Raw genomic sequence first — 19,400 nt, 5'->3', positions numbered from 1 at the left:
TTCAGGCGTGGGTTTGCGCCAATATCGCGTTGAGCAGCACGTTGGCCCCGGCGGTTGACCACTCCGGGGAGATGTTCTCCAATTCGTTGTGGCTGATGCCCTCCACGCAGGGAATGAATATCATCGCCGTCGGTGCTACGCGGCTCAGGTAGCAGGCGTCATGACCGGCACCGGAAATCATATCCCGGTGCGAATAACCCAGCGTGCAGGCGGCCTGTCGCACACTGTCGATGCAACCAGAATCAAAGCGTATCGGTTGATATTGGAAAATGCGCTCGGCGCGGGCCTTCAGCTCATCGACACCCACTTCGGTCACCGCGGCCAGCAAACGTTGTTCCATCTGCGCCAATACCGCCTCTTGCGGGTGACGGAATTCGACGCTGAAGAACACCTTGCCCGGCACCACGTTGCGGGAATTGGGCGTGATCTGCGCCATACCCACCGTGGCGCGAGCGTCCGGCATAAAGGCTTTACCGATCTCATTGACCGCCTTGACCATGTCGGCAAAGCCGAGCAGGGCGTCGCGCCGACGATCCATCGGCGTCGTGCCTGCATGGGCGCTAAATCCGGTGATCTCCAGCTCATACCAGCGTTGCCCTTGCGCAGCGGTCACTACGCCAATCTCAATGTTTTCCGCTTCGAGGATCGGGCCTTGCTCGATGTGCAGCTCAAAGGCGGCGTGAATCGGCATGTTGCCCACCGGATGCTCGCCGGCGTAGCCGATTTGCTGCAAGGCTTCGCCGATGCTGGTGCCATGAGCATCCTGGCGCGACAGGCCGTACTCCAGCTCGAACACGCCGGCAAATACCCCAGAGGAGATCATTGCCGGCGCAAAGCGTGCGCCTTCTTCATTCGTCCAGTTGATGACTTCCACCGCACGCTCGGTGGCGATTTGCCGATCGTTGAGGGTCCGAATCACCTCCAGCCCGGCCAGCACGCCGTAAATACCGTCGAAACGGCCGCCGTTGGGCTGGGAATCAACGTGTGAGCCGGTGACCACCGGGGCCAGATCGGGGCGAGTGCCTTCGCGGCGCAGGAACATATTGCCCATGCGGTCGATGCGTACGCTGCAACCGGCCGCCAAAGCCCAATCGCGTAACCGATCGCGTGCCTGGCGGTCTTCTTCACTCAGAGCCAGCCGTGTCACGCCGTCTTTTGGAATAGCGCCGAACTGAGCCATGTCGAGCAGGCTTTGCCACAGGCGATCTCCGTTCACTCGATGCGTCACTTTTCCTCTCCCTGCGCCTTGGCGGCATAGCGAAAATCACAGCAGGACGCGCCGGACATGATGGTCTGGGTGCGCTGCAGTTCTACCTCTGGCGCATAGCCGACGATAAACTGACTGTCGCGCGCGCAGGACAACAGATGGCCGATCTCACCCAAGCCCATTTGATGGTACATCTCGGCATAGCGGCAGCGGGTGACGTCATAGTCAAAATGTTGCTCGTCCTGGTATATCACCTTCACCTGCAGCGCATCGTCTTTTTCCCACAGGTACTGCAAGGCGGCGAAACTTTGCAAATCCGCGCCATTGGGCTCCTGCGCGGCGAAGTTTTTGCCGGCCTCGATGGCGGCATTTTCGATAGCCTCGCCAATGACCGCCTGTGCGCGCTCTTTGCCGATCTCGCGCACCAGGATCTGGTAGATCGGTTTGATGATTTCCGCTTCTATGCGGCGGCGGGCCAGAATACCCAACTCGTTTTTTGCATCGCTCATCGCCTTGCTCCTCATTGCTTGCGGGTTTTTATTGTTTTTTTGCGCCGCCCAGTACGGTCTGCGGCTGCCATTTGCCGTCAACCACCCGGTACAGGGTGAAGCTCGGCTGTTGCAGGTTGCCCTGTGAATCGAATGCAATGGTGCCGGTGACGCCCTGATAATGAATGGCGCGCAGCTTCGGCAGATAATCGGCCGGATCGGCGGAACCCGCCTGCTCAATGGCGGCAATCAATACCCGGGTGGCGTCGTAGGCAAACGGCGCATGCAGTTCGATATGGGTTTGGTAGCGGTCGCGGTAGGCCTGCTCAAAGGCTTTGCCACCGGGCATTTGCTCCAGCGGCAGACCGGGCTCCAGCGCCACTACGCCTTCACCTTCTTTCTGTGCCAGCGTCAGGAAGGTCTGGCTGACAAAACCGCCGGCGCCCATCAACGGGGTGTTCATGCCCAACTGTTTGATACGGCGTGCCAGCGGCGCTGCCTGCGAGTCGACGCCGCCGAAGAAGATCAAATCGGCGTTCTTGCTGCGTACGGTGGTCAGGACCGCGCTGAAATCGACGGTCTTGTCGTCGACATATTCACGCGCCACCGGTTGGATACCCTGAGCTGCCAGCGATTTGATAAATTCATCCGCCAGTCCTTGTCCGAACGCGGTACGGTCGTCAATCACCGCAATGCGCTTGGCTTTTAGCTGTGTGACGGCGTAGATCCCGGCGTAATTACCGCCATCGTCGTCATGGCCCATGACGCGGAAGCTGGTATCAAACCCCTGTTGAGTATAGCCATGGCCGGTGGCGACCGGCGCGACCTGGGCAATACCGGCGTCGTGGTAAATGCGTGCGGCCGGGATACTGGTGCCGGTGTTCCAATGGCCGACCACACCGGCCACGCCTTCGTCGACCAGGCGCTGCGCCACCGCGACGGCGGTGCGCGGATCGGATTGATCGTCCTCGGATAACAATTTAAAGGTGACGGCTTTGCCTTTGAGCGTGGGTTTCTGCGCGTTGGCATCGGCGATCGCCAGCTTAGCGCCGTTTTCCAAATCTTTCCCGATACGGGCGGAAGGGCCAGTTAACGGGCCGGCCAGACCGATCAGAATGGTTTCATCGGCCAGCGCCGACGAGGCGGCACTCAGGCTGACCAGAACGGCGGTGGCTAACGCCAGCGGCTTGAAGCGAGTGATTTTGTTCATGTAAAACTCCCGGTGTGGTTAAAAGTAAAAACGGTTATTCGCCCAGATAGGCTTGTTTGATTTTTTCATCATCCAGCAGGTCGGCAGAGCGGCCGCAATGGCTGAGGTTACCGCTGTCCAACACATAGGCGCGATCGGTCGACGCCAGCGCCAGCCTGGCGTTTTGTTCCACCAACAGCAGGGTGACACCGTCACGTGAAAGGCTTTTGATGACTTCAAATATGGTCTCAACCACGATAGGGGCCAGTCCCATAGAAGGTTCATCCAACACCAGCAGGCGCGGACGACTGAGTAGAGCACGGCCGATCGCCACCATCTGTTGTTCTCCCCCAGAGAGTAATCCGGCCTGTTGGCTCAGCCGTTCACGCAAGCGAGGGAAAAGCGTGAAAACTCGCTCCAGATCCTGGCGTAACGCCGGTTGGTCACGGCGCGTATAGGCACCAAGCTGCAGGTTCTCCTGCACCGTCATGCGGGCGAAAATCCCGCGGCCCTCCGGCACCATCACCAATCCTTGTTGCAGCAAACGATGGGGTGGCATGCCGCGAATGGACCGGCCGTCGAACAGGATGTCGCCCTCGAAGGGTTGCAGGCCTGTCAGCGCACGCAGGCTGGAGGTCTTGCCCGCGCCGTTGGCGCCGATTAACGTCACCTGTTCGCCGCTGTTCACCGTAAAATCGATGCCTTTCACCGCATGAATTCCGCCGTAAGACACTTTTAAATTTTTAACGCTGAGTAAGGGCTCAGACATGGGCAGCGCCTCCCAGATAAGCGCGGATCACCGCCGGCTCACGCCTTACCTGTGCCGGTTCGCCTTCGGCGATGACTTTGCCGTAGTCGAGCACCGTCATGCGGTCGCAAAGGCCCATCACCAGCTTGACGTCATGCTCGATCAATAACAGGGTTTTGCCACTGTCACGAATGCGCAGCAGCAGATCGCGCAGCGCCACTTTCTCGCCGGCGTTCATCCCGGCCGCGGGTTCATCCAAAGCCAGCAATTTAGGCTCGGTAGCCAATGCCCGGGCTATTTCCAGCCGACGCTGGTGGCCATAGGAAAGATCGCCGGCGCGATAATGCGCGAACTGACTGATGCCGACGTACTCCAGCAGCGCGTGGGATTTTTCCCGCGTGGCCTGCTCTTCCTGGCGGGCGCGCCGATGACGTGAAATTGCCGCCCACAGGCCGTTGTGGGTGCGCAGGTGACAGCCGACCATCACGTTTTCCAGCACGGTCATTTCATTGAACAGGCGCAGGTTCTGGAAGGTACGCGCGATGCCTGCCTGCGCCACCTTATCGATAGCCTGTGGCTTGTAACGCTGTTCTTGCAGGCGGAACTCGCCGCTGTCGGCGCGATACAGGCCGGTAATCAGGTTGAAGCAGGTGGTTTTGCCGGCGCCGTTGGGGCCAATCAGGCCGTAAATCTCACCCTGGCGAATGCTGATGCTGACATCGTCCACCGCGGTTAATCCGCCAAAGCGTTTACTGACGTGACTGAGCGTGAGAAGCGGCGTCATAAAGTGGCCCCCTGTGGATGACGTGCGGGCCACAGGCCTGCCGGGCGATACAGCATCACCAGAATCAACGCCAGCCCGTAGAACAGCTGGCGGATGATTTCCGGATCGATCCACACCTGGCCGAACAGGGCCTGTTGCAGCGGCCCCATGGTGCTGCGCAGCAGTTCAGGCAAGGCGGCCAGCAACAGGGCACCGAGGATCACCCCGGGGATATGGCCCATGCCGCCCAACACCACCATCGCCAGCACCGCGATGGACTCTTGCAGCGTAAAGGACTCCGGTGAGACGAACCCTTGAAATGCCGCAAATAAAGCACCGGCGATGCCGCCGAAGGTGGCGCCTATGGCGAAAGCCAACAGCTTGAAATTACGCGTATTGATTCCCATCGCCCGTGCCGCGTCTTCATCTTCGCGGATAGCGGTCCAGGCCCGACCCACCCGTGAATGTTGCAGGCGGAGACAGATAAACAGGATCAGCAGCAGCAGGGCGGCGAACAGGTAGTAATAGAGATACAGTGACGAAAAGCGGAAACCGAACCACTGTTGCATCCCCGAAAACTTCAGGCCAAACAGCGAGACCGGATCGATGCCGGAGATCCCTTTGGGCCCGTTGGTGATGTTGAGCGGCCGGTCCAGATTACGCATCAGAATGCGGACGATCTCGCCAAAGCCCAAGGTGACAATCGCCAAATAGTCTCCACGCAGTCGCAGCGTCGGTGCGCCCAGCAGAATGCCGCACAGCGCTGCCAATAAAGCCGCCAGCGGGATCAGCAGCAGGATCGACAAATGCAGCCCATCGGGGAACCACTGCAGCAATATTGGAAACTGCTCGGTCAGGTGTGGTGACGACAATAACGCGGTCAGATAGGCACCTACCGCGTAAAAGGCGATAAACCCCATGTCCAGCAGGCCGGTGAGGCCGACCACGATGTTCAGCCCCAATGCCAGCATCAGGTAGAGCAAGGCAAAATCGATCACCCGCACCCAGTAGTTACCGCCTGCGGCACCGGCCACCCAGGGGGCCAGCAGCAGGCCGAGCATAAACAGCGCCACGCCGAGTCTGGCACGGCCAGGGGCATCGGTTTGCTGTAGGTGAGTCAAAATAGTCATCTTGTCTCCTCAGGCGCGGGTGGCGACGCGTTCGCCCAGCAGCCCGGATGGGCGAAATACCAACACGGCGATCAATATCAGGAAGGCGAAAACGTCCTGATAGTTACTGCCGAAGGTGCCCCCGGTCAGTTCGCCGAGATAGCCGGTGCCCAACGACTCGAACAACCCCAGCAACAGACCGCCGAGCATGGCGCCGCGCAGGTTGCCGATGCCGCCTAACACCGCCGCGGTAAAGGCTTTGATACCCGGCAGAAAGCCCATGGAGAAACCGGCATTGCCGTAGTTGCTGGCCATCATGATGCCCGCCACTGCCGCCAAAGCGCCGCCGAGGGCGAATGTCAGAACGATGATGCGGTTGGGGTCTATGCCCATCAGGCCGGCAACCTGCGGGTTTTCTGCCGTGGCGCGCATGGCACGCCCAAAGCGAGAGTGCTCGACCAATAGCAGCAGCCCGGCCATCACCAGCAGCGCGATTGCCAGCGTGGCAATACCGGTACCGGTGATCACCGCCGGCGCGTGGTTGGCGTTGCCTGGGGTGAGGGCGATAGGATCCATTGGCAGCAGTTGCGGGAACATCAACGGGTTGCGCGACCAGATCAGCATGGCCAGCGTTTGCAGCAGCAGAGAAACGCCAATTCCGCTGATCAGCGGTGCCAGGCGCGGAGCATTGCGCAGACGACGATACGCCAGGCGCTCAATACTCATAGATACCAGCGCGCAGACGGCCATGGCGATCAGCGCCGCCAGTAACAGCACGACATAGGGTGACAGCGCAGGAAAATGGTGCTGCAACAGGTTAATGGCGGACAGGGCGCTCAGCGCTCCGACCATCAGCACATCGCCGTGGGCAAAATTGATGATGCGCAGAATGCCGTACACCATGGTGTAACCCAGGGCAATCAAGGCATAAATGCTGCCGAGCATCAGTCCGTTGACGGTCTGCTGTACCAGCGTATCCATAGGGAGGAGTCCCGAAAAATAATGATTCAGGAAGCTCACAGTAGAGAATTAAATAAAATTGTAAAATACGGAAATATAATTTCTTATACAGAAAATGTGTGTTTTTAATTTATTGATTTATTTGTATATTAATTTTCAACTGCCGCCGATCTTTCAGCAAAATAGTCAACATATGAAAAAAACAGAACAATACAATGTGCCGTTGCCAAACGATCCACCGCTGCGCGCCGTACGGACCTTTGAAGCTATCGCCCGTCTGGGGAGCATCAGCGCCGCCGCGAAAGAGTTGGAAATATCGCCATCGGCGGTGAGCCATCAGCTCAAAACGCTTGAGGCCTTTCTGCAAATGCCGCTGACCGAGCGTCAGGGGCGCCGGTTGATATTGCGCAGCGAAGGGCGGGACTATTACCGTTCGATCCGCTCGGCATTTAATGTGCTGCGTCAGGCAACGGAGCAGGTGCGTGAGCAGTCGGCTTCCCGGCAGGTGACCATCAGCCTGATCCCGCTGTTTGGCATGGGGTGGTTCATTCCGCGCTTGCGCGGCTTTCTGCGCGAGAATCCCGAAATCGACATCAACGTGGTGTATGCCAATCACCGCAATTACCTCAGCGACGCCGCAGATATCTCGATTCGCTTTGGTTCGGGGCAATGGAGTGGCTATCGCAGCGAAAAACTGATGTCCGGCAAAATGGTGCCGGTGTGCAGCCGTGGGTTTATCCAACTGCACGGGCTGTTGGACATGCCAGAGCAGCTTGCACCCTTGCCGCTGTTGCACGACGAAGAGCGTGCAACCTGGATGCAGTGGTTTCAATTGGCCGGCGTCAAGCGGCCGCTGCGCAGTACCGGCCCGATGTTCGAGGACGGCCTGTTAACGCTGGCGGCGGTACAGGCGGGCCTGGGCTGCGCGCTGATGCGTGAACCGCTGATCGAACCCTATCTCAACAGCGGCGAACTGGTTAAATTGTTCGATCTGGCGATTGACGACGGTCGCGATTACTACCTGTGTGTACGCCAGGACAACGAACTGTCGCCCGAGGGGCTAAATTTGCAGCACTGGCTGCTGAAAGAGGCGGGAAACTGAAGGTTATCTCACTGACAGGTGCACGCTAGCCGCCTGAACTGACTATCCTGAATAAACCGCAATGGTGAATACTGGAGACGTCAATGAGCGCAGGGAATGAACCGGAACAGACGCCGAAAATGAGCCTGCCGCTGCTGGCCGGTGGCGCACTGGGCGTAGTGTTTGGTGATATCGGCACCAGCCCGTTATACACCCTGAAAACCGTGCTCTATCTCTCGGGGGATGCGCCGTCCGCGCCGGTGATCCTGGGCCTGCTGTCGCTGATTTTTTGGACGCTGGTGATCGTCACCTCGCTGAAGTACGCCATGTTTGCCATGCGCATCGATAACCGGGGCGAAGGCGGCATTATGGCGTTGATGTCGTTGTTGGTCAGCAAGAAAAAGGCCCGGCCGATGGTGCTGTTTGCCGGTCTGTTCGGTGCGGCGTTGATTTACGGCGACGGGGCGATTACCCCGGCGATTTCGGTGCTGTCGGCGTTGGAAGGGCTGAACATCGTGCTGCCCGAGTCGAAACCCTATATTTTGCCGGCGGCGGTGCTGATCCTGGTGAGCTTGTTTGCCATTCAGCCGTTGGGTACGGCACGCATCGGCAAAGTCTTCGGACCGATCATGGCACTGTGGTTTTTCTCCATCGCCGTACTGGGCATCTGGGGCATTGTGCAGCATCCGGCGGTGCTGATGGCATTAAATCCGCTGTACGGCATCCACTTTCTGTTTTCCAATGGGTTGACCAGCTTTTTGGTGCTGGGCGGCGTGTTTCTATGCGTCACCGGCGCGGAGGCGCTGTACGCCGACATGGGCCATTTCGGCAAAAAACCGATTTGGCTGGCCTGGTTTGGTATCGTCTTCCCCAGCCTGTTACTGAACTATGCCGGGCAGGCCGCGCTGATCCTCTCCGGTGCCGACGTCACCCAGAATATCTTTTTCCGCCTGTGCCCGCCGATGCTGCAAATCCCCCTGGTGATCCTGGCGACCCTGGCCACCATTATCGCCAGTCAGGCGATCATCAGCGGCGCCTTTTCCATGACCCGTCAGGCAATCCAACTGGGTTGGTTGCCACGTTTGCGGGTGAAGCAAACCACCGAGGAGAGCTACGGGCAAATCTATATCGGTGCCATCAACTGGTTGCTGATGGCGGTGACGGTATTTCTTACGGTGTTTTTCAAGTCTTCCGACAATCTGGCCGCGGCTTACGGCATTGCGGTGTCTCTCACCATGATCATGACCACCGGGCTGCTGTTTGTGGCCATGCGCGAGGTATGGCGCTGGGGAACCCTCGCCAGTTTGCTGGTTGCCGGCGGCTTCTTTATCGTCGATCTCAGCTTCCTGTTGGCTAACCTCAGCAAAGTCATGCAGGGCGGGTATGTCCCTTTACTGATGGCCACGCTGGTTTATGGGGTGATGTTAATCTGGCATCGCGGAGTGTTGGCAGCCTCTCGGACGCTAGGGGAAAAGAGCCTGCCGCTGGCGGATTTTCTGGCGCACCTGGAAGAACGTAACATCCCAAGGGTGCCGGGCACCGCCATTTTTCTGACCCGAACGTTAACCGGCACGCCACCGGTAATGAAATGGCACGTTAAACGCAACGGTTCGCTGCACGCCAATGTGCTGGCGCTGCATATCATGATAGTTAACGAACCGCGGGTAACGAATGCCGAACGGTTGGTGATGCGACAGCAGTCGCCGGGTTTCTGGTGCGCGGTAGCCAGCTATGGCTTTATGGAAAGGCCCAATATTCCCCGCTTGCTGCAGCATGTGGAGGCGCAGAAAACCGGACTCAACTTTGACGACGCCACCTACTATCTGGGGCATGAAAGCGTGGTGCGCCGTGAAGCCAGCGACAGATTGCCAGCCTGGCAGCGCAACATTTTTGCGCTGATGGTGCGCAACGGTATGCATGTGACGGATTACTATTATCTGCCCAGCGATCAGGTGGTGGAGATCAGCCGCCGGGTGCCGGTTTGAGCCCCCTGGCTATAGGTTAAAAGCAAAGGTTATTTAGCCGTTGGCGCGCCAGGAGGTAAATTGCCGTGGCAGCGAAGGGAGCTGCTTGCTGGAGAAGGGTTTATGTCATTATTCGATCTTACTGCGCTGGCCGCCGATCTGCCGCAGGCGTGGCGCTCCAGCGTACTTGGAAAGGTGGGGGCGGCCAATATCAAAGTGCTGCGGATGGATCAGCGTGCGATTGCCGATGAGGTGCACGACTACCATGAGGGACTGCTGGTGATCGCCGGGCAGTTGCGGCTGGAAGTACAGGGAGAGACCATTACGGTCAATGCCGGGCAACTGTATCAGGCCGCCGCCGGTGTGCCGCATCGGGTGCTGGCGGGCAGCCAGGGCACCCTGGTGATTTTTGATTTGCCGGAGTGATCAATCCAGCGTGGCGAGCGCAACCTTGACCGCCGCTTCCAACCTTGCCCGGCTAACGCCATCGCGCGCCTGAACCGACAAGCCGTGCAAGAAGGCGGCAAAAAAGTCGCCAAGGGCGTTAGCGTCGGTATTGGGCGGCAGTTCACCACTGGCAACGGCCGCGTGCAGCCGATCAACAATGCCTTGGGTGCGAAGCAGACGATGTTCCGCCAGCCAGGCTTTGATCCCGCTGTTTTCGTCGCTGACGCTGGCAGCGGAGGAAACCACCATACACCCTTGCGGCAGGTCTGCGCGGCTGTAGAGCGCCACAGCGTCATCCAGCATGCGTTTTATCGCCGAGCGCACGCTGCTTTCTTCACTAAAGGCACGGTCGGCAAACCCGCCTTCGAGGCTTTCGTAGTGGGCAATGGCTTCGCGAAACAGCAACTCTTTCGAGCCGAACGCCTTATAAATACGGGCGGAAGCGATGCCCAGTTCGGTCACCAAATCCGACATCGAGGTGCCTTCGTACCCCTGACGCCAAAACAAGTCTCGTGCTTTCAGTAACGCCTGGTCACGATCGAATTCGCGTGGTCTGCCTGCCATGACTCGGTTCCTGTCCTCAGTTGTTCAGTAAAACAGGATCGCTTAAATCCACTGTAATACCAACGATTTTTTAAAATTCGCTTGCCGGGAGATTCATTTGAGCCTATTGTTTGTCAATCGACAAATAATAGGAGTTTATGATGAAAACCCTGAAAGGTCCAAGCCTGCATCTCGCCCAGTTCAGTGACGACACTGCCCCTTTTAACAGCCTGCCGGCGATCGCCCAATGGGCGGCGAAAACCGGTTTTAAAGCCCTGCAGATCCCCGCCTGGGACAGCCGTCTGTTTGATCTGGCCACCGCGGCAGAAAGCCAGACCTATTGCGACGAACTGATCGGCATGCTGGCAGAACAGGGGCTGGTGGTCAGCGAACTGACGACGCATATTTTCGGTCAGTTGATGGCGGTGCACCCGGCTTATGACGCACTGTGCGACAGCTTTGCGCCACCGGAGCTGCACGGTAATTCGCAGGCGCGCAGCGAGTGGGCGCACCAGCAACTGCTGCTGGCGGCCAAAGCCTCAGCGCGGCTGGGCCTGACCGAAATGGGCACCTTTTCCGGTTCGCTGGCCTGGCCTTATCTGTTCCCGTTCCCGCAGCGCCCGGCGGGTCTGATCGAAACGGCGTTCGATGAGTTGGCCAAACGCTGGCTGCCGGTGCTCAACGCCTGCGATGAACAGGGGGTGAACCTGTGTTATGAAATCCACCCCAGCGAAGATCTGCACGACGGTGTGACCTTTGAAATGTTCCATCAGCGTGTTGGCGGACACCCACGCTGCCAAATCCTGTTCGATCCGAGCCACTTCGTGCTGCAGCAGCTGAACTACCTGGATTACATTGATATTTATAAGGATTTCATTCGCATGTTCCACGTCAAGGACGCCGAATTCAATCCCACCGGGCGACAGGGCATTTACGGCGGTTATCAGTCATGGACCGAGCGCGCCGGACGTTTCCGCTCATTGGGCGACGGCCAGGTGGATTTCAAGGGCATCTTCTCCCGGCTGACGCAGCACGGTTACGACGGTTGGGCGACGCTGGAGTGGGAGTGTTGCCTGAAGCATCCACAGGATGGGGCCCGCGAAGGTGCCGCCTTTATTCGTGATCACATCATCAATGTTACCGACAAGGTGTTTGATGACTTCGCCGGCGCGCCGGTTGATCAACAGCAAATCAACACTTTGCTCGGCCTGCGCTGAGCCACGCAATTCCACGACGGAGAACAACAATGACACTGCAAAATAACGGGTCCATGACCAATGGACCTGAGCCGGAACACGTCTATGCGCGGGTAAAGGGTAACCGCATCCACTGCGTCACGCTGGGCGAAGGGCAGCCGGTATTGCTGATCCCAGGCTGGCCGCAGACCTGGTTTACCTGGCGTCATGTCATGCAAGCGCTTGCGGCCGCCGGTTTTAAAGCGATAGCGGTAGACCCGCCGGGCATCGGCGATTCGGACAAGCCGATCGGTGGGTATGACACCGGCAGCGTTGCCGAGACGCTGCACCAGACCATGCTGCAACTGGGGCATGACCGTTATCAACTGATTGGCCATGACATCGGCATGTGGGTTGGCTATGCGATGGCGAGCGACTTCCCGCAGGCGGTGACGGGGCTGGTGCTGACGGAGGCGGTGATCCCCGGCCTGGCACCGGCGCCACCGATTTTTGTCGCGGCAGATCAAAATATTTTCCTGTGGCACTTCATGTTCAACCAACTGGCGGATCTGCCGGAGACGTTGACGCAGGGCCGCGAGAGGGAATATCTCAGCTATATCTTTAACCGCTGGTCCTATCGCCGGGATCGGGTGGCGGCGGAAACCTATATTGCCGCCTATTCAGCACCGGGAAGCCTGCGGGCCGGTTTTGACTACTACCGCGCCATTCCGGAAACCATCCGCCAAAACCAGCGGCGGGCGGAGACTCGGCTGACCATGCCGGTGATGACCATTGGTGCAGAACACGCCACCGGCGACGCGCCCTTCGTCACGCTGCGCGACAACGCGGTGGATCTGCGAGGAGAAACCGTGGCCGGCTGTGGCCATTTCATTACCGAAGAGTGCCACGAGGAATTTATCGCGTTGGTGATCCCCTTCCTGTCAGGGAGCCAGAACCATGCCGCTTGATCCCCTGATTGCTCGTTTTCTGGCAGAGGCTGCGCAGGCACCGGTGCCTGCATCGCTCGGTGAGATGCGAGAGGCCGCCCAGGCCGGGTTGTTGGCGCTGCAGGGCGAAGCCGAAGCCAGCGGTGGCGTCCGTGATGGTTGGGTGACCGCTGACGACGGGCAGGCTATCGCCATTCGTGCCTATACGCCGGTGGGGGCGACACCGGATGAGCCTTTGCCTGCGATGCTGTATGCCCACGGCGGCGGCTGGTGTCTGGGATCGCTGGCGCTGTACGACCGGCCTTGTCAGGCGTTGGCCAATGCCACCGGGCGATTGATCCTGTCGGTTGACTACCGGTTGGCGCCTGAGTATCCCTATCCACGGCCGCTCGAGGACGTGTATCAGGCCCTGTGCGGCGTGGTGGAAAGGGCCGATGAGTGGGGCGTTGACGTTGCCCGCATGGCGGTAGGCGGCGACAGCGCAGGCGGTAACCTGGCCGCGGCGGTGGCGTTATTGGCCCGTGACCGTAAGGGGCCGCAGATTGAGCATCAGCTGTTGCTGTATCCAGCATTGAGTCGTGCGATGGATACCGCAAGCTATGAGGAGTATGCGCAAGGGTATTATTTGACGCGGGAAGTGATGGAGTTTTGCTGGGACACCTATCTGGGCAAAGCGGACGAGTCGCAGGATCCTTACGCAGAGCCACTGCATGCCCAAAGGTTGCAGCGATTACCCCCGGCGACCATTCTTAGTTGCGAATACGATCCGTTGCGCGACGAGGCCGAGCTTTATGCCCAGCGGTTGCAGGATGCGGGTGTAGAGGCGCGTTGCGAGCGGCTGCCGGGCATGGTGCATGCCTGCATTCATATGCTGGGCTTGACCCCGGCGGCGCGCTTGTTGTTCGACAAGCTAGGCTGATAAAAAATGCCCCGAATGGATGATTCGGGGCATTTTTGCCGGCCTGAATGACTTAACGGCCGGCGACGGTGACGAAGCGGGTTTCCAGATAGGATTCGATCGCTTCGCTGCCACCTTCGGTACCGTGGCCGGAGTCTTTAACCCCACCAAACGGCGTTTCAGGCAGGCCAAAACCTATGTGGTTGATGCTGAGCATGCCACTCTCCACATCGCGCCCCAGCGCCGTCACCGTGGCGATGCTGCGGCTATAGGCGTAAGCCGCCAGACCGTACGGCAGGCGGTTAGCCTCGGCAATGGCTTCGTCATAGGTGGCGAACGGACGCAGCAGGGCTACCGGGCCAAAAGGTTCTTCAGACATCGCGCGCGCACTCAGCGGCACGTCACGCAATACCGTCGGTTCAAAGAAATTACCGACACCCGCCACGCGGTGACCGCCGGTTGTGGCTTTAGCGCCCTGGGCAATCGCATCTTTCACAAAGGCATCAATAGCCTCTACGCTGCGTTGCAGTACCATTGGGCCCATGGTGACGCCTTCCTGCAAACCGTTGCCCAGCTTGATGTCACGCACCGCCGCGGTGAACTTCTCGACAAAGGCTTCATAAACGCCTTGCTGGATCAGGAAACGCGTCGGGGCAATGCAGACCTGACCGGCGTTGCGGAACTTGGCCAACGCCAGCTCTTTGGCGGCCGCGTCGAGATCGGCATCGTCAAAAATCAGCACCGGCGCGTGGCCACCCAGCTCCATAGTGGCTTTCTTCATGTGCTGGCCGGCCAGTGCCGCCAAATGTTTACCCACGCGGGTGGAGCCGGTAAACGAGATTTTACGAATGGTCGGATGCGGGATCAGGTACTCGGAGATCTCCGCCGGAGTCCCGTATACCAGCGCGATAACGCCCGCCGGCACGCCTGCGTCGGCAAAGGCTCTGATCAGCTCCGCCGGTGAGGCCGGAGTCTCTTCCGGGCCTTTGACGATGATCGAACAGCCTGCTGCCAGCGCGGCGGACAGTTTGCGAACAATCTGATTAATCGGGAAGTTCCACGGCGTAAAGGCGGCAACGGGCCCCACCGGCAGTTTCAGGGTTTGCTGCTGAACATCGCGGCTGCGGGACGGGATAATCTGGCCGTAAGTGCGGCTGGCTTCGCCGGCAAACCAGTCGATCACGTCCGCCGAATTAAGGATTTCAACCTTGGCCTGCGCCACCGGTTTGCCTTGTTCCTGACTCATGATGGCGGCGATCTTCTCGGCGCGTTCACGCAACAATGCTGCGGCCTTGCGCATCAGGTTTGCACGCTGATAGGCGGAGGTGTCGCGCCAGACTTTAAAACCGCGTTCGGTTGCGTCCAGTGCCAGATCGAGATCGGCTGCGGCGGCATGCGCCACGCTGCCAATCACCTCATCGGTCGCGGGGTTGGTGACCGGCGTGGTTTTGCCGGCGACTGCGTTACGCCATTGTCCGTCGATATAGAGTTGAGTATCTGGATACATTGTTGCCTCTTACTTTCAAGGGGTTAAAAACGGGTTTCCCGTTCTGCGGCGGGATAATCAAGACGCCGGTGCTGGCTGGCAGATGCCTGACGCTGAGTAAAATACCCTACGCTGAATGAGCATCAGCGTCCAGAAAACCGCGTTGCGCACTACTCAAAACCTGCGGCGTTGTCTATCCTATCGGCATCGGCACAATTGAAGCAGGGCGGTACGGTGCAGGGTGTTCCACAACAGTTTCCCTTTGAGAAAGACAGCGCGCAGTTTCGGCATCTACCGCAGATGCCGGGCGTTGAGCTTTATCACGCGCATATTGAGCGCTACGTTTTTGAGCCGCACACCCACGATGCTTTCGCCATTGGTACCGTCGATTCGGGGGCTGAGCGCTTTCGCTATCGCGGAGCACAACATTTGGCGGCGCCGGGTTCGCTGATATTGATGAACCCGGACGAGTTGCACACCGGCGAGTCGGAAACCGCCGGCGGCTGGAATTATCGGATGCTTTATCTTGAACCGCACACGCTGGAACGGCTGTCCGGTGAGCAGGGGTTTTGGTTCACCGATGCCATACGCCAGGATCCGTTAGCTGCACGGCAGTTGTCCGCCACGCTGGCCGCACTGTGGCAGGCTCGTGATCCGCTGACCATCGACGATCTTCTGATGCAGGTCATCAGCATTTTCCGTCCGCATATCCAGGCTGCACGCCCGTTGAAAGCAGAAGCGGCGCACCGTTTTGATATCGTCAAAAGCTATCTGCACGATAATTTTGCTTCCGTCATTACGCTCGATCAGTTGGCGGCGCTGGTTTCTCTCAGTCCCTATCATTTTCTGCGTAAATTCAAAGCCCAATACCATGTATCCCCTCAACAAATGCTGATGGCGATCCGCCTGTCACAGGCCAAACAGATGCTCGGGCGCGGCATGCCTGCGGCACAGGTGGCCGCCGCAGCGGGGTTGACCGATCAGGCGCATTTGACGCGCGCTTTTGCCAATCGTTACGGTGTCACACCAGTGCGCTACCAGAAACAGGTCACCAACCGCTAAAACAGCAACCTGCTACAATATTTTCCCGCCCGAGCTCGTTAGGCTGACTCCAAGTATTTAATCACGGGTTCGCATTGCTGTACCCGGTTGTTGATGGAGTCATTATGTTTGTCGGCGTGTTATTTGCCTTGTCTGCCGGGCTGATGTGGGGGCTGATTTTTGTCGGCCCGGTGTTAATCCCTGAATACCCGGCGGCGTTGCAGTCGACCGGGCGCTATCTGGCCTTTGGGCTGATTGCCTTGCCGTTGGCCTGGTTTGATCGTCATCGTCTGAAAAAGTTACATCGTCACGATTGGCTGGAGGCGTTAAAGCTGACGGCGATTGGCAACCTGCTGTATTACCTGTGCCTGGCGAGTGCCATTCAACGTACTGGCGCGCCGGTCTCTACCATGATTATCGGTACGCTGCCGGTGGTTATCTCGGTGACCGCCAACCTGTTTTACAGCCGACACGATGGGCGGCTTTCCTGGCGCAAACTGACGCCGGCGCTGGTGCTGATTGCCTGCGGTCTGGCGTTGGTCAACGTTGCCGAACTGCAGGGCAATACGGCCCCGATCGACGTCTGGCGTTATACCAGCGGCTTGGGCCTGGCGCTGCTGGCGGTGGCGTGCTGGACCTGGTTCCCGTTGCGCAATTCCCGCTGGCTGCGCGAGAACCCGAACCACAGGCCCGCGACCTGGGCGACCGCGCAGGGCCTGGCGACGCTGCCGCTGGCGCTGCTCGGCTATTTGGTGGTTTGCGGTCATTTGGCCCTTACCCGGCCCGAGTTTGCGTTGCCTTTCGGACCCAGGCCGGAGGTGTTCGTGCCCTTGATGATGACTATCGGCATTCTGTGTTCGTGGATTGGCGCTCTGTGTTGGAATGAGGCGAGTCAGCGTCTGCCGACGGTGTTGGTCGGGCCGCTGATCGTCTTCGAAATTCTGGCCGGCTTGGCTTACACCTTTATGCTGCGCCAGGCCTGGCCACCGTTGCTGACGCTGGGCGGTATCGCCTGCCTGATAGTGGGGGTGGTGTCGGCGATGCGGATCAAGCCGCAGTCGGTGGTGGTCAGCGTTGGGGCCAAGGAGTAACGCCTGCCGCTGAATGCGGCAGGCGCTACGCTTACTTTTTACTGTGGTGGATGATCTCTTCGGCTACGTTACGCGGCGCTTCGGCGTAGTGGCTGAACTCCATGGTGTAGGTGGCGCGCCCCTGCGACATTGAACGTAAGGTGGTGGAATAGCCAAACATCTCGGACAGCGGCACCTTGGCGTGAATTTCCTTGCCGCCGCCGCCCGGGATATCTTCCATCCCTTGAACCAATCCGCGCCGTGACGACAGATCGCCCATTACGCTGCCGGCGTAATCTTCCGGCGTTTCTACCTCTACCGACATGATGGGTTCGAGAATCACCGGATCCGCCTGACGGCAGGCCTCTTTAAAACCAAAGATGGCCGCCATGCGGAAGGCCTGCTCCGAAGAGTCGACGTCGTGATAAGAGCCGAAGGTCAGGTGTACTTTGACATCCACCACCTGATAGCCGGCCAGCACGCCGTTATTCAACGCTTCCAGCACGCCTTTTCTCACCGCCGGGATAAATTCACCCGGGATCACGCCGCCTTTGATTTCATCGAAGAATTCAAAACCCTTGCCCGGCTCATTAGGTTCCACCGTCAATACCACGTGGCCGTACTGGCCTTTACCACCGGACTGGCGCACGAATTTGCCTTCCACGTCGGTCACGCGCTTGCGGATGGTTTCGCGGTAGGAAACCTGCGGTTTGCCGGTGGTGGTCGCCACGCCGAACTCGCGACGCATGCGATCGACGATAATTTCCAAATGCAGTTCGCCCATACCGTAAATAATGGTCTGGCCCGACTCTTCATCGGTGCGCACGCGGAATGACGGGTCCTCTGAAGAAAGGCGTTGCAGCGCGATGCCCATTCTCTCCTGATCGGCTTTGGTTTTAGGCTCAATCGCCTGAGCGATAACCGGTTCCGGGAAGACCATTTTTTCCAGCGTGATAATGGCGTTGGGATCGCACAGGGTGTCGCCGGTGGTGACGTCTTTTAATCCGACGCAGGCGGCTATATCACCGGCGTGCAGTTCTTCGACATCCTTACGATCGTTGGCGTGCATTTGCACGATGCGGCCAATGCGCTCCTTCTTGCCTTTCACCGGGTTGTAAACGCTGCTGCCTTTGGCCAGCACGCCGGAATACACCCGTACAAAGGTCAGTTGGCCAACGAAGGGATCGGTCATCAGCTTGAACGCCAGCGCAGAGAACTTCTCATCGTCAGACGCCCGGCGGATCACGATATTGTCACGCTCGTCATGGCCTTCCATCGGTGGAACGTCAAGCGGCGAGGGCATCAGCTCAATCACCGCGTCCAGCATACGCTGCACCCCTTTGTTGCGGAATGCGGAACCGCACAGCATCGGCTGAATTTCACCGGCTACGGTGCGCAGGCGCAGGCCGCGAACGATCTCTTCTTCGCTGAGGGGCTCCTGATTGAGGTACTTGTCCATCAGCTCTTCCGAACCTTCGGCGGCAGCTTCGACCATTTTATCCCGCCATTCCTGTGCCGATTCGCGCAGGTCCGTCGGGATCTCTTCAAAGCTGAAACTCATCCCCTGGGTCGCTTCGTCCCACAGGATGGCTTTCATGCTCACCAAATCCACCACGCCGGTGAAGTGGTCTTCGGCCCCAATAGGAATGACGATCGGTACCGGATTGGCCTTAAGGCGCTCGATCATCATTTTGCGCACGCGGAAAAAGTCAGCGCCCACGCGGTCCATTTTGTTGACGAACGCCAGCCGCGGCACCTTGTATTTATTGGCCTGGCGCCAGACGGTTTCCGACTGCGGCTGCACGCCACCCACCGAGTCGTAGACCATGACCGCACCGTCAAGCACGCGCATGGAGCGCTCAACCTCAATGGTAAAGTCTACGTGCCCGGGGGTGTCTATAATATTGATGCGGTGCTGCGGATAATTATGCTGCATGCCGTTCCAGAAACAGGTCGTCGCCGCCGAAGTAATGGTAATGCCGCGTTCCTGCTCCTGCGCCATCCAGTCCATGGTGGCGGCGCCGTCGTGCACTTCGCCCAGCTTGTGACTGACCCCGGTGTAAAACAGAATCCGCTCGGTGGTGGTGGTTTTGCCGGCATCGATGTGCGCCGAAATGCCGATATTGCGGTAGCGCTCGAGGGGGGTAGTACGTGCCATAATTAACCTTTCTTAGCCGCGTTAAAAGAAGGGCGGCTTTAACCAGCATGAAAAATTATGATAATCCTCTGTGGGTTATCTCCGGACGGGTGAATGCTTGCACCGGTCACAAATTAATCGTAGTTG

Annotated in this window: 18 protein-coding genes; 8 read left to right on the top strand and 10 right to left on the bottom strand. The window is 58.7% G+C overall.

What is annotated here, in order from left to right; all coding sequences use genetic code 11:
• Nucleotide 1 precedes the first annotated feature (1 nt).
• The 7 genes from LQ945_RS01820 to LQ945_RS01790 are packed head-to-tail and all read right to left on the bottom strand — an operon-like array spanning nt 2 to nt 6,485.
• Nucleotides 2-1,228 (bottom strand): Zn-dependent hydrolase, encoded by a 1,227-nt coding sequence (locus tag LQ945_RS01820; RefSeq protein ID WP_270102156.1) that lies wholly within the window; start codon nt 1,226-1,228, stop codon nt 2-4.
• Nucleotides 1,225-1,716: an L-2-amino-thiazoline-4-carboxylic acid hydrolase gene (locus LQ945_RS01815; RefSeq protein ID WP_270102155.1), complete on the bottom strand. Its 492-nt coding sequence runs from the start codon at nt 1,714-1,716 to the stop codon at nt 1,225-1,227. The genes LQ945_RS01820 and LQ945_RS01815 overlap by 4 nt, the downstream gene beginning before the upstream one ends.
• A gap of 28 nt (nt 1,717-1,744) precedes the next feature.
• A complete protein-coding gene (locus tag LQ945_RS01810) occupies nt 1,745-2,905 on the bottom strand; it encodes a branched-chain amino acid ABC transporter substrate-binding protein (RefSeq protein WP_182823116.1) in 1,161 nt (386 codons plus the stop codon).
• Between the two features lie 34 nt (nt 2,906-2,939).
• A complete protein-coding gene (locus tag LQ945_RS01805) occupies nt 2,940-3,653 on the bottom strand; it encodes an ABC transporter ATP-binding protein (RefSeq protein ID WP_270102154.1) in 714 nt (237 codons plus the stop codon).
• Nucleotides 3,646-4,416 carry an ABC transporter ATP-binding protein gene (locus LQ945_RS01800; RefSeq protein ID WP_270102153.1) on the bottom strand — a complete coding sequence of 257 codons (771 nt, stop codon included), beginning with the start codon at nt 4,414-4,416 and terminating at the stop codon, nt 3,646-3,648. Before LQ945_RS01800 ends, LQ945_RS01805 begins: the two co-directional genes overlap by 8 nt.
• The gene (locus tag LQ945_RS01795) at nt 4,413-5,525 is read right to left on the bottom strand and encodes an ABC transporter permease subunit (protein ID WP_270102152.1); all 1,113 of its coding nucleotides are present in this window, start codon (nt 5,523-5,525) and stop codon (nt 4,413-4,415) included. Before LQ945_RS01795 ends, LQ945_RS01800 begins: the two co-directional genes overlap by 4 nt.
• Nucleotides 5,526-5,534: 9 nt before the next feature.
• On the bottom strand, nt 5,535-6,485 hold the full coding sequence (locus tag LQ945_RS01790) for a branched-chain amino acid ABC transporter permease (RefSeq protein WP_270102151.1): 951 nt from the start codon (nt 6,483-6,485) through the stop codon (nt 5,535-5,537).
• Between the two features lie 172 nt (nt 6,486-6,657).
• Between LQ945_RS01790 and LQ945_RS01785 the strand changes: the two genes are divergently transcribed.
• From LQ945_RS01785 to LQ945_RS01775, 3 genes are all read left to right on the top strand, one after another.
• Entirely contained in the window at nt 6,658-7,566 is a 909-nt protein-coding gene (locus LQ945_RS01785) for a LysR substrate-binding domain-containing protein (protein ID WP_420136174.1), read from the top strand.
• A gap of 83 nt (nt 7,567-7,649) precedes the next feature.
• Nucleotides 7,650-9,530 (top strand): potassium transporter Kup, encoded by a 1,881-nt coding sequence (locus tag LQ945_RS01780; RefSeq protein WP_270102149.1) that lies wholly within the window; start codon nt 7,650-7,652, stop codon nt 9,528-9,530.
• A gap of 102 nt (nt 9,531-9,632) precedes the next feature.
• A complete protein-coding gene (locus tag LQ945_RS01775; protein ID WP_182823737.1) occupies nt 9,633-9,935 on the top strand; it encodes a cupin domain-containing protein in 303 nt (100 codons plus the stop codon).
• Here LQ945_RS01775 and LQ945_RS01770 read toward each other — a convergent pair whose 3' ends face one another.
• Nucleotides 9,936-10,520 carry a TetR/AcrR family transcriptional regulator gene (locus LQ945_RS01770; protein WP_270102148.1) on the bottom strand — a complete coding sequence of 195 codons (585 nt, stop codon included), beginning with the start codon at nt 10,518-10,520 and terminating at the stop codon, nt 9,936-9,938.
• A 140-nt stretch (nt 10,521-10,660) separates the two neighbouring features.
• Between LQ945_RS01770 and LQ945_RS01765 the strand changes: the two genes are divergently transcribed.
• The 3 genes from LQ945_RS01765 to LQ945_RS01755 are packed head-to-tail and all read left to right on the top strand — an operon-like array spanning nt 10,661 to nt 13,540.
• Nucleotides 10,661-11,716 carry a sugar phosphate isomerase/epimerase family protein gene (locus tag LQ945_RS01765; protein ID WP_270102949.1) on the top strand — a complete coding sequence of 352 codons (1,056 nt, stop codon included), beginning with the start codon at nt 10,661-10,663 and terminating at the stop codon, nt 11,714-11,716.
• A 29-nt stretch (nt 11,717-11,745) separates the two neighbouring features.
• On the top strand, nt 11,746-12,642 hold the full coding sequence (locus LQ945_RS01760) for an alpha/beta fold hydrolase (RefSeq protein ID WP_269935508.1): 897 nt from the start codon (nt 11,746-11,748) through the stop codon (nt 12,640-12,642).
• Nucleotides 12,632-13,540, top strand: coding sequence for an alpha/beta hydrolase (locus tag LQ945_RS01755; RefSeq protein WP_270102147.1), 909 nt, complete (start codon nt 12,632-12,634; stop codon nt 13,538-13,540). The genes LQ945_RS01760 and LQ945_RS01755 overlap by 11 nt, the downstream gene beginning before the upstream one ends.
• Before the next feature lie 52 nt (nt 13,541-13,592).
• Here LQ945_RS01755 and LQ945_RS01750 read toward each other — a convergent pair whose 3' ends face one another.
• Nucleotides 13,593-15,026 carry an NAD-dependent succinate-semialdehyde dehydrogenase gene (locus tag LQ945_RS01750; RefSeq protein WP_044551384.1) on the bottom strand — a complete coding sequence of 478 codons (1,434 nt, stop codon included), beginning with the start codon at nt 15,024-15,026 and terminating at the stop codon, nt 13,593-13,595.
• A 213-nt stretch (nt 15,027-15,239) separates the two neighbouring features.
• Between LQ945_RS01750 and LQ945_RS01745 the strand changes: the two genes are divergently transcribed.
• Both LQ945_RS01745 and LQ945_RS01740 read left to right on the top strand, forming a co-directional pair.
• On the top strand, nt 15,240-16,067 hold the full coding sequence (locus LQ945_RS01745) for an AraC family transcriptional regulator (RefSeq protein ID WP_044551382.1): 828 nt from the start codon (nt 15,240-15,242) through the stop codon (nt 16,065-16,067).
• 104 nt (nt 16,068-16,171) lie between these two features.
• Nucleotides 16,172-17,137 (top strand): DMT family transporter, encoded by a 966-nt coding sequence (locus tag LQ945_RS01740; RefSeq protein ID WP_044551380.1) that lies wholly within the window; start codon nt 16,172-16,174, stop codon nt 17,135-17,137.
• Between the two features lie 31 nt (nt 17,138-17,168).
• Here LQ945_RS01740 and fusA read toward each other — a convergent pair whose 3' ends face one another.
• Nucleotides 17,169-19,274: an elongation factor G gene (fusA, locus tag LQ945_RS01735; RefSeq protein WP_044551378.1), complete on the bottom strand. Its 2,106-nt coding sequence runs from the start codon at nt 19,272-19,274 to the stop codon at nt 17,169-17,171.
• Between the last annotated feature and the right edge of the window lie 126 nt (nt 19,275-19,400).

Source organism: Serratia liquefaciens, assembly GCF_027594825.1.
GTDB lineage: Bacteria > Pseudomonadota > Gammaproteobacteria > Enterobacterales > Enterobacteriaceae > Serratia > Serratia liquefaciens_A.
This window is presented reverse-complemented; position numbering and strand designations above follow the sequence as displayed.

Excerpts from the sequence above, each read along its gene's own strand:
- LQ945_RS01785 (WP_420136174.1), top strand. The coding sequence starts at position 6,658 with ATGAAAAAAACAGAACAATACAATGTGCCGTTGCCAAACGATCCACCG.
- LQ945_RS01780 (WP_270102149.1), top strand. The coding sequence starts at position 7,650 with ATGAGCGCAGGGAATGAACCGGAACAGACGCCGAAAATGAGCCTGCCG.
- LQ945_RS01750 (WP_044551384.1), bottom strand. The coding sequence starts at position 15,026 with ATGTATCCAGATACTCAACTCTATATCGACGGACAATGGCGTAACGCA.
- LQ945_RS01775 (WP_182823737.1), top strand. The coding sequence starts at position 9,633 with ATGTCATTATTCGATCTTACTGCGCTGGCCGCCGATCTGCCGCAGGCG.
- LQ945_RS01740 (WP_044551380.1), top strand. The coding sequence starts at position 16,172 with ATGTTTGTCGGCGTGTTATTTGCCTTGTCTGCCGGGCTGATGTGGGGG.
- LQ945_RS01810 (WP_182823116.1), bottom strand. The coding sequence starts at position 2,905 with ATGAACAAAATCACTCGCTTCAAGCCGCTGGCGTTAGCCACCGCCGTT.
- LQ945_RS01790 (WP_270102151.1), bottom strand. The coding sequence starts at position 6,485 with ATGGATACGCTGGTACAGCAGACCGTCAACGGACTGATGCTCGGCAGC.
- LQ945_RS01805 (WP_270102154.1), bottom strand. The coding sequence starts at position 3,653 with ATGTCTGAGCCCTTACTCAGCGTTAAAAATTTAAAAGTGTCTTACGGC.
- LQ945_RS01765 (WP_270102949.1), top strand. The coding sequence starts at position 10,661 with ATGAAAACCCTGAAAGGTCCAAGCCTGCATCTCGCCCAGTTCAGTGAC.
- fusA (WP_044551378.1), bottom strand. The coding sequence starts at position 19,274 with ATGGCACGTACTACCCCCCTCGAGCGCTACCGCAATATCGGCATTTCG.
- LQ945_RS01760 (WP_269935508.1), top strand. The coding sequence starts at position 11,746 with ATGACACTGCAAAATAACGGGTCCATGACCAATGGACCTGAGCCGGAA.
- LQ945_RS01755 (WP_270102147.1), top strand. The coding sequence starts at position 12,632 with ATGCCGCTTGATCCCCTGATTGCTCGTTTTCTGGCAGAGGCTGCGCAG.
- LQ945_RS01770 (WP_270102148.1), bottom strand. The coding sequence starts at position 10,520 with ATGGCAGGCAGACCACGCGAATTCGATCGTGACCAGGCGTTACTGAAA.
- LQ945_RS01800 (WP_270102153.1), bottom strand. The coding sequence starts at position 4,416 with ATGACGCCGCTTCTCACGCTCAGTCACGTCAGTAAACGCTTTGGCGGA.
- LQ945_RS01795 (WP_270102152.1), bottom strand. The coding sequence starts at position 5,525 with ATGACTATTTTGACTCACCTACAGCAAACCGATGCCCCTGGCCGTGCC.
- LQ945_RS01815 (WP_270102155.1), bottom strand. The coding sequence starts at position 1,716 with ATGAGCGATGCAAAAAACGAGTTGGGTATTCTGGCCCGCCGCCGCATA.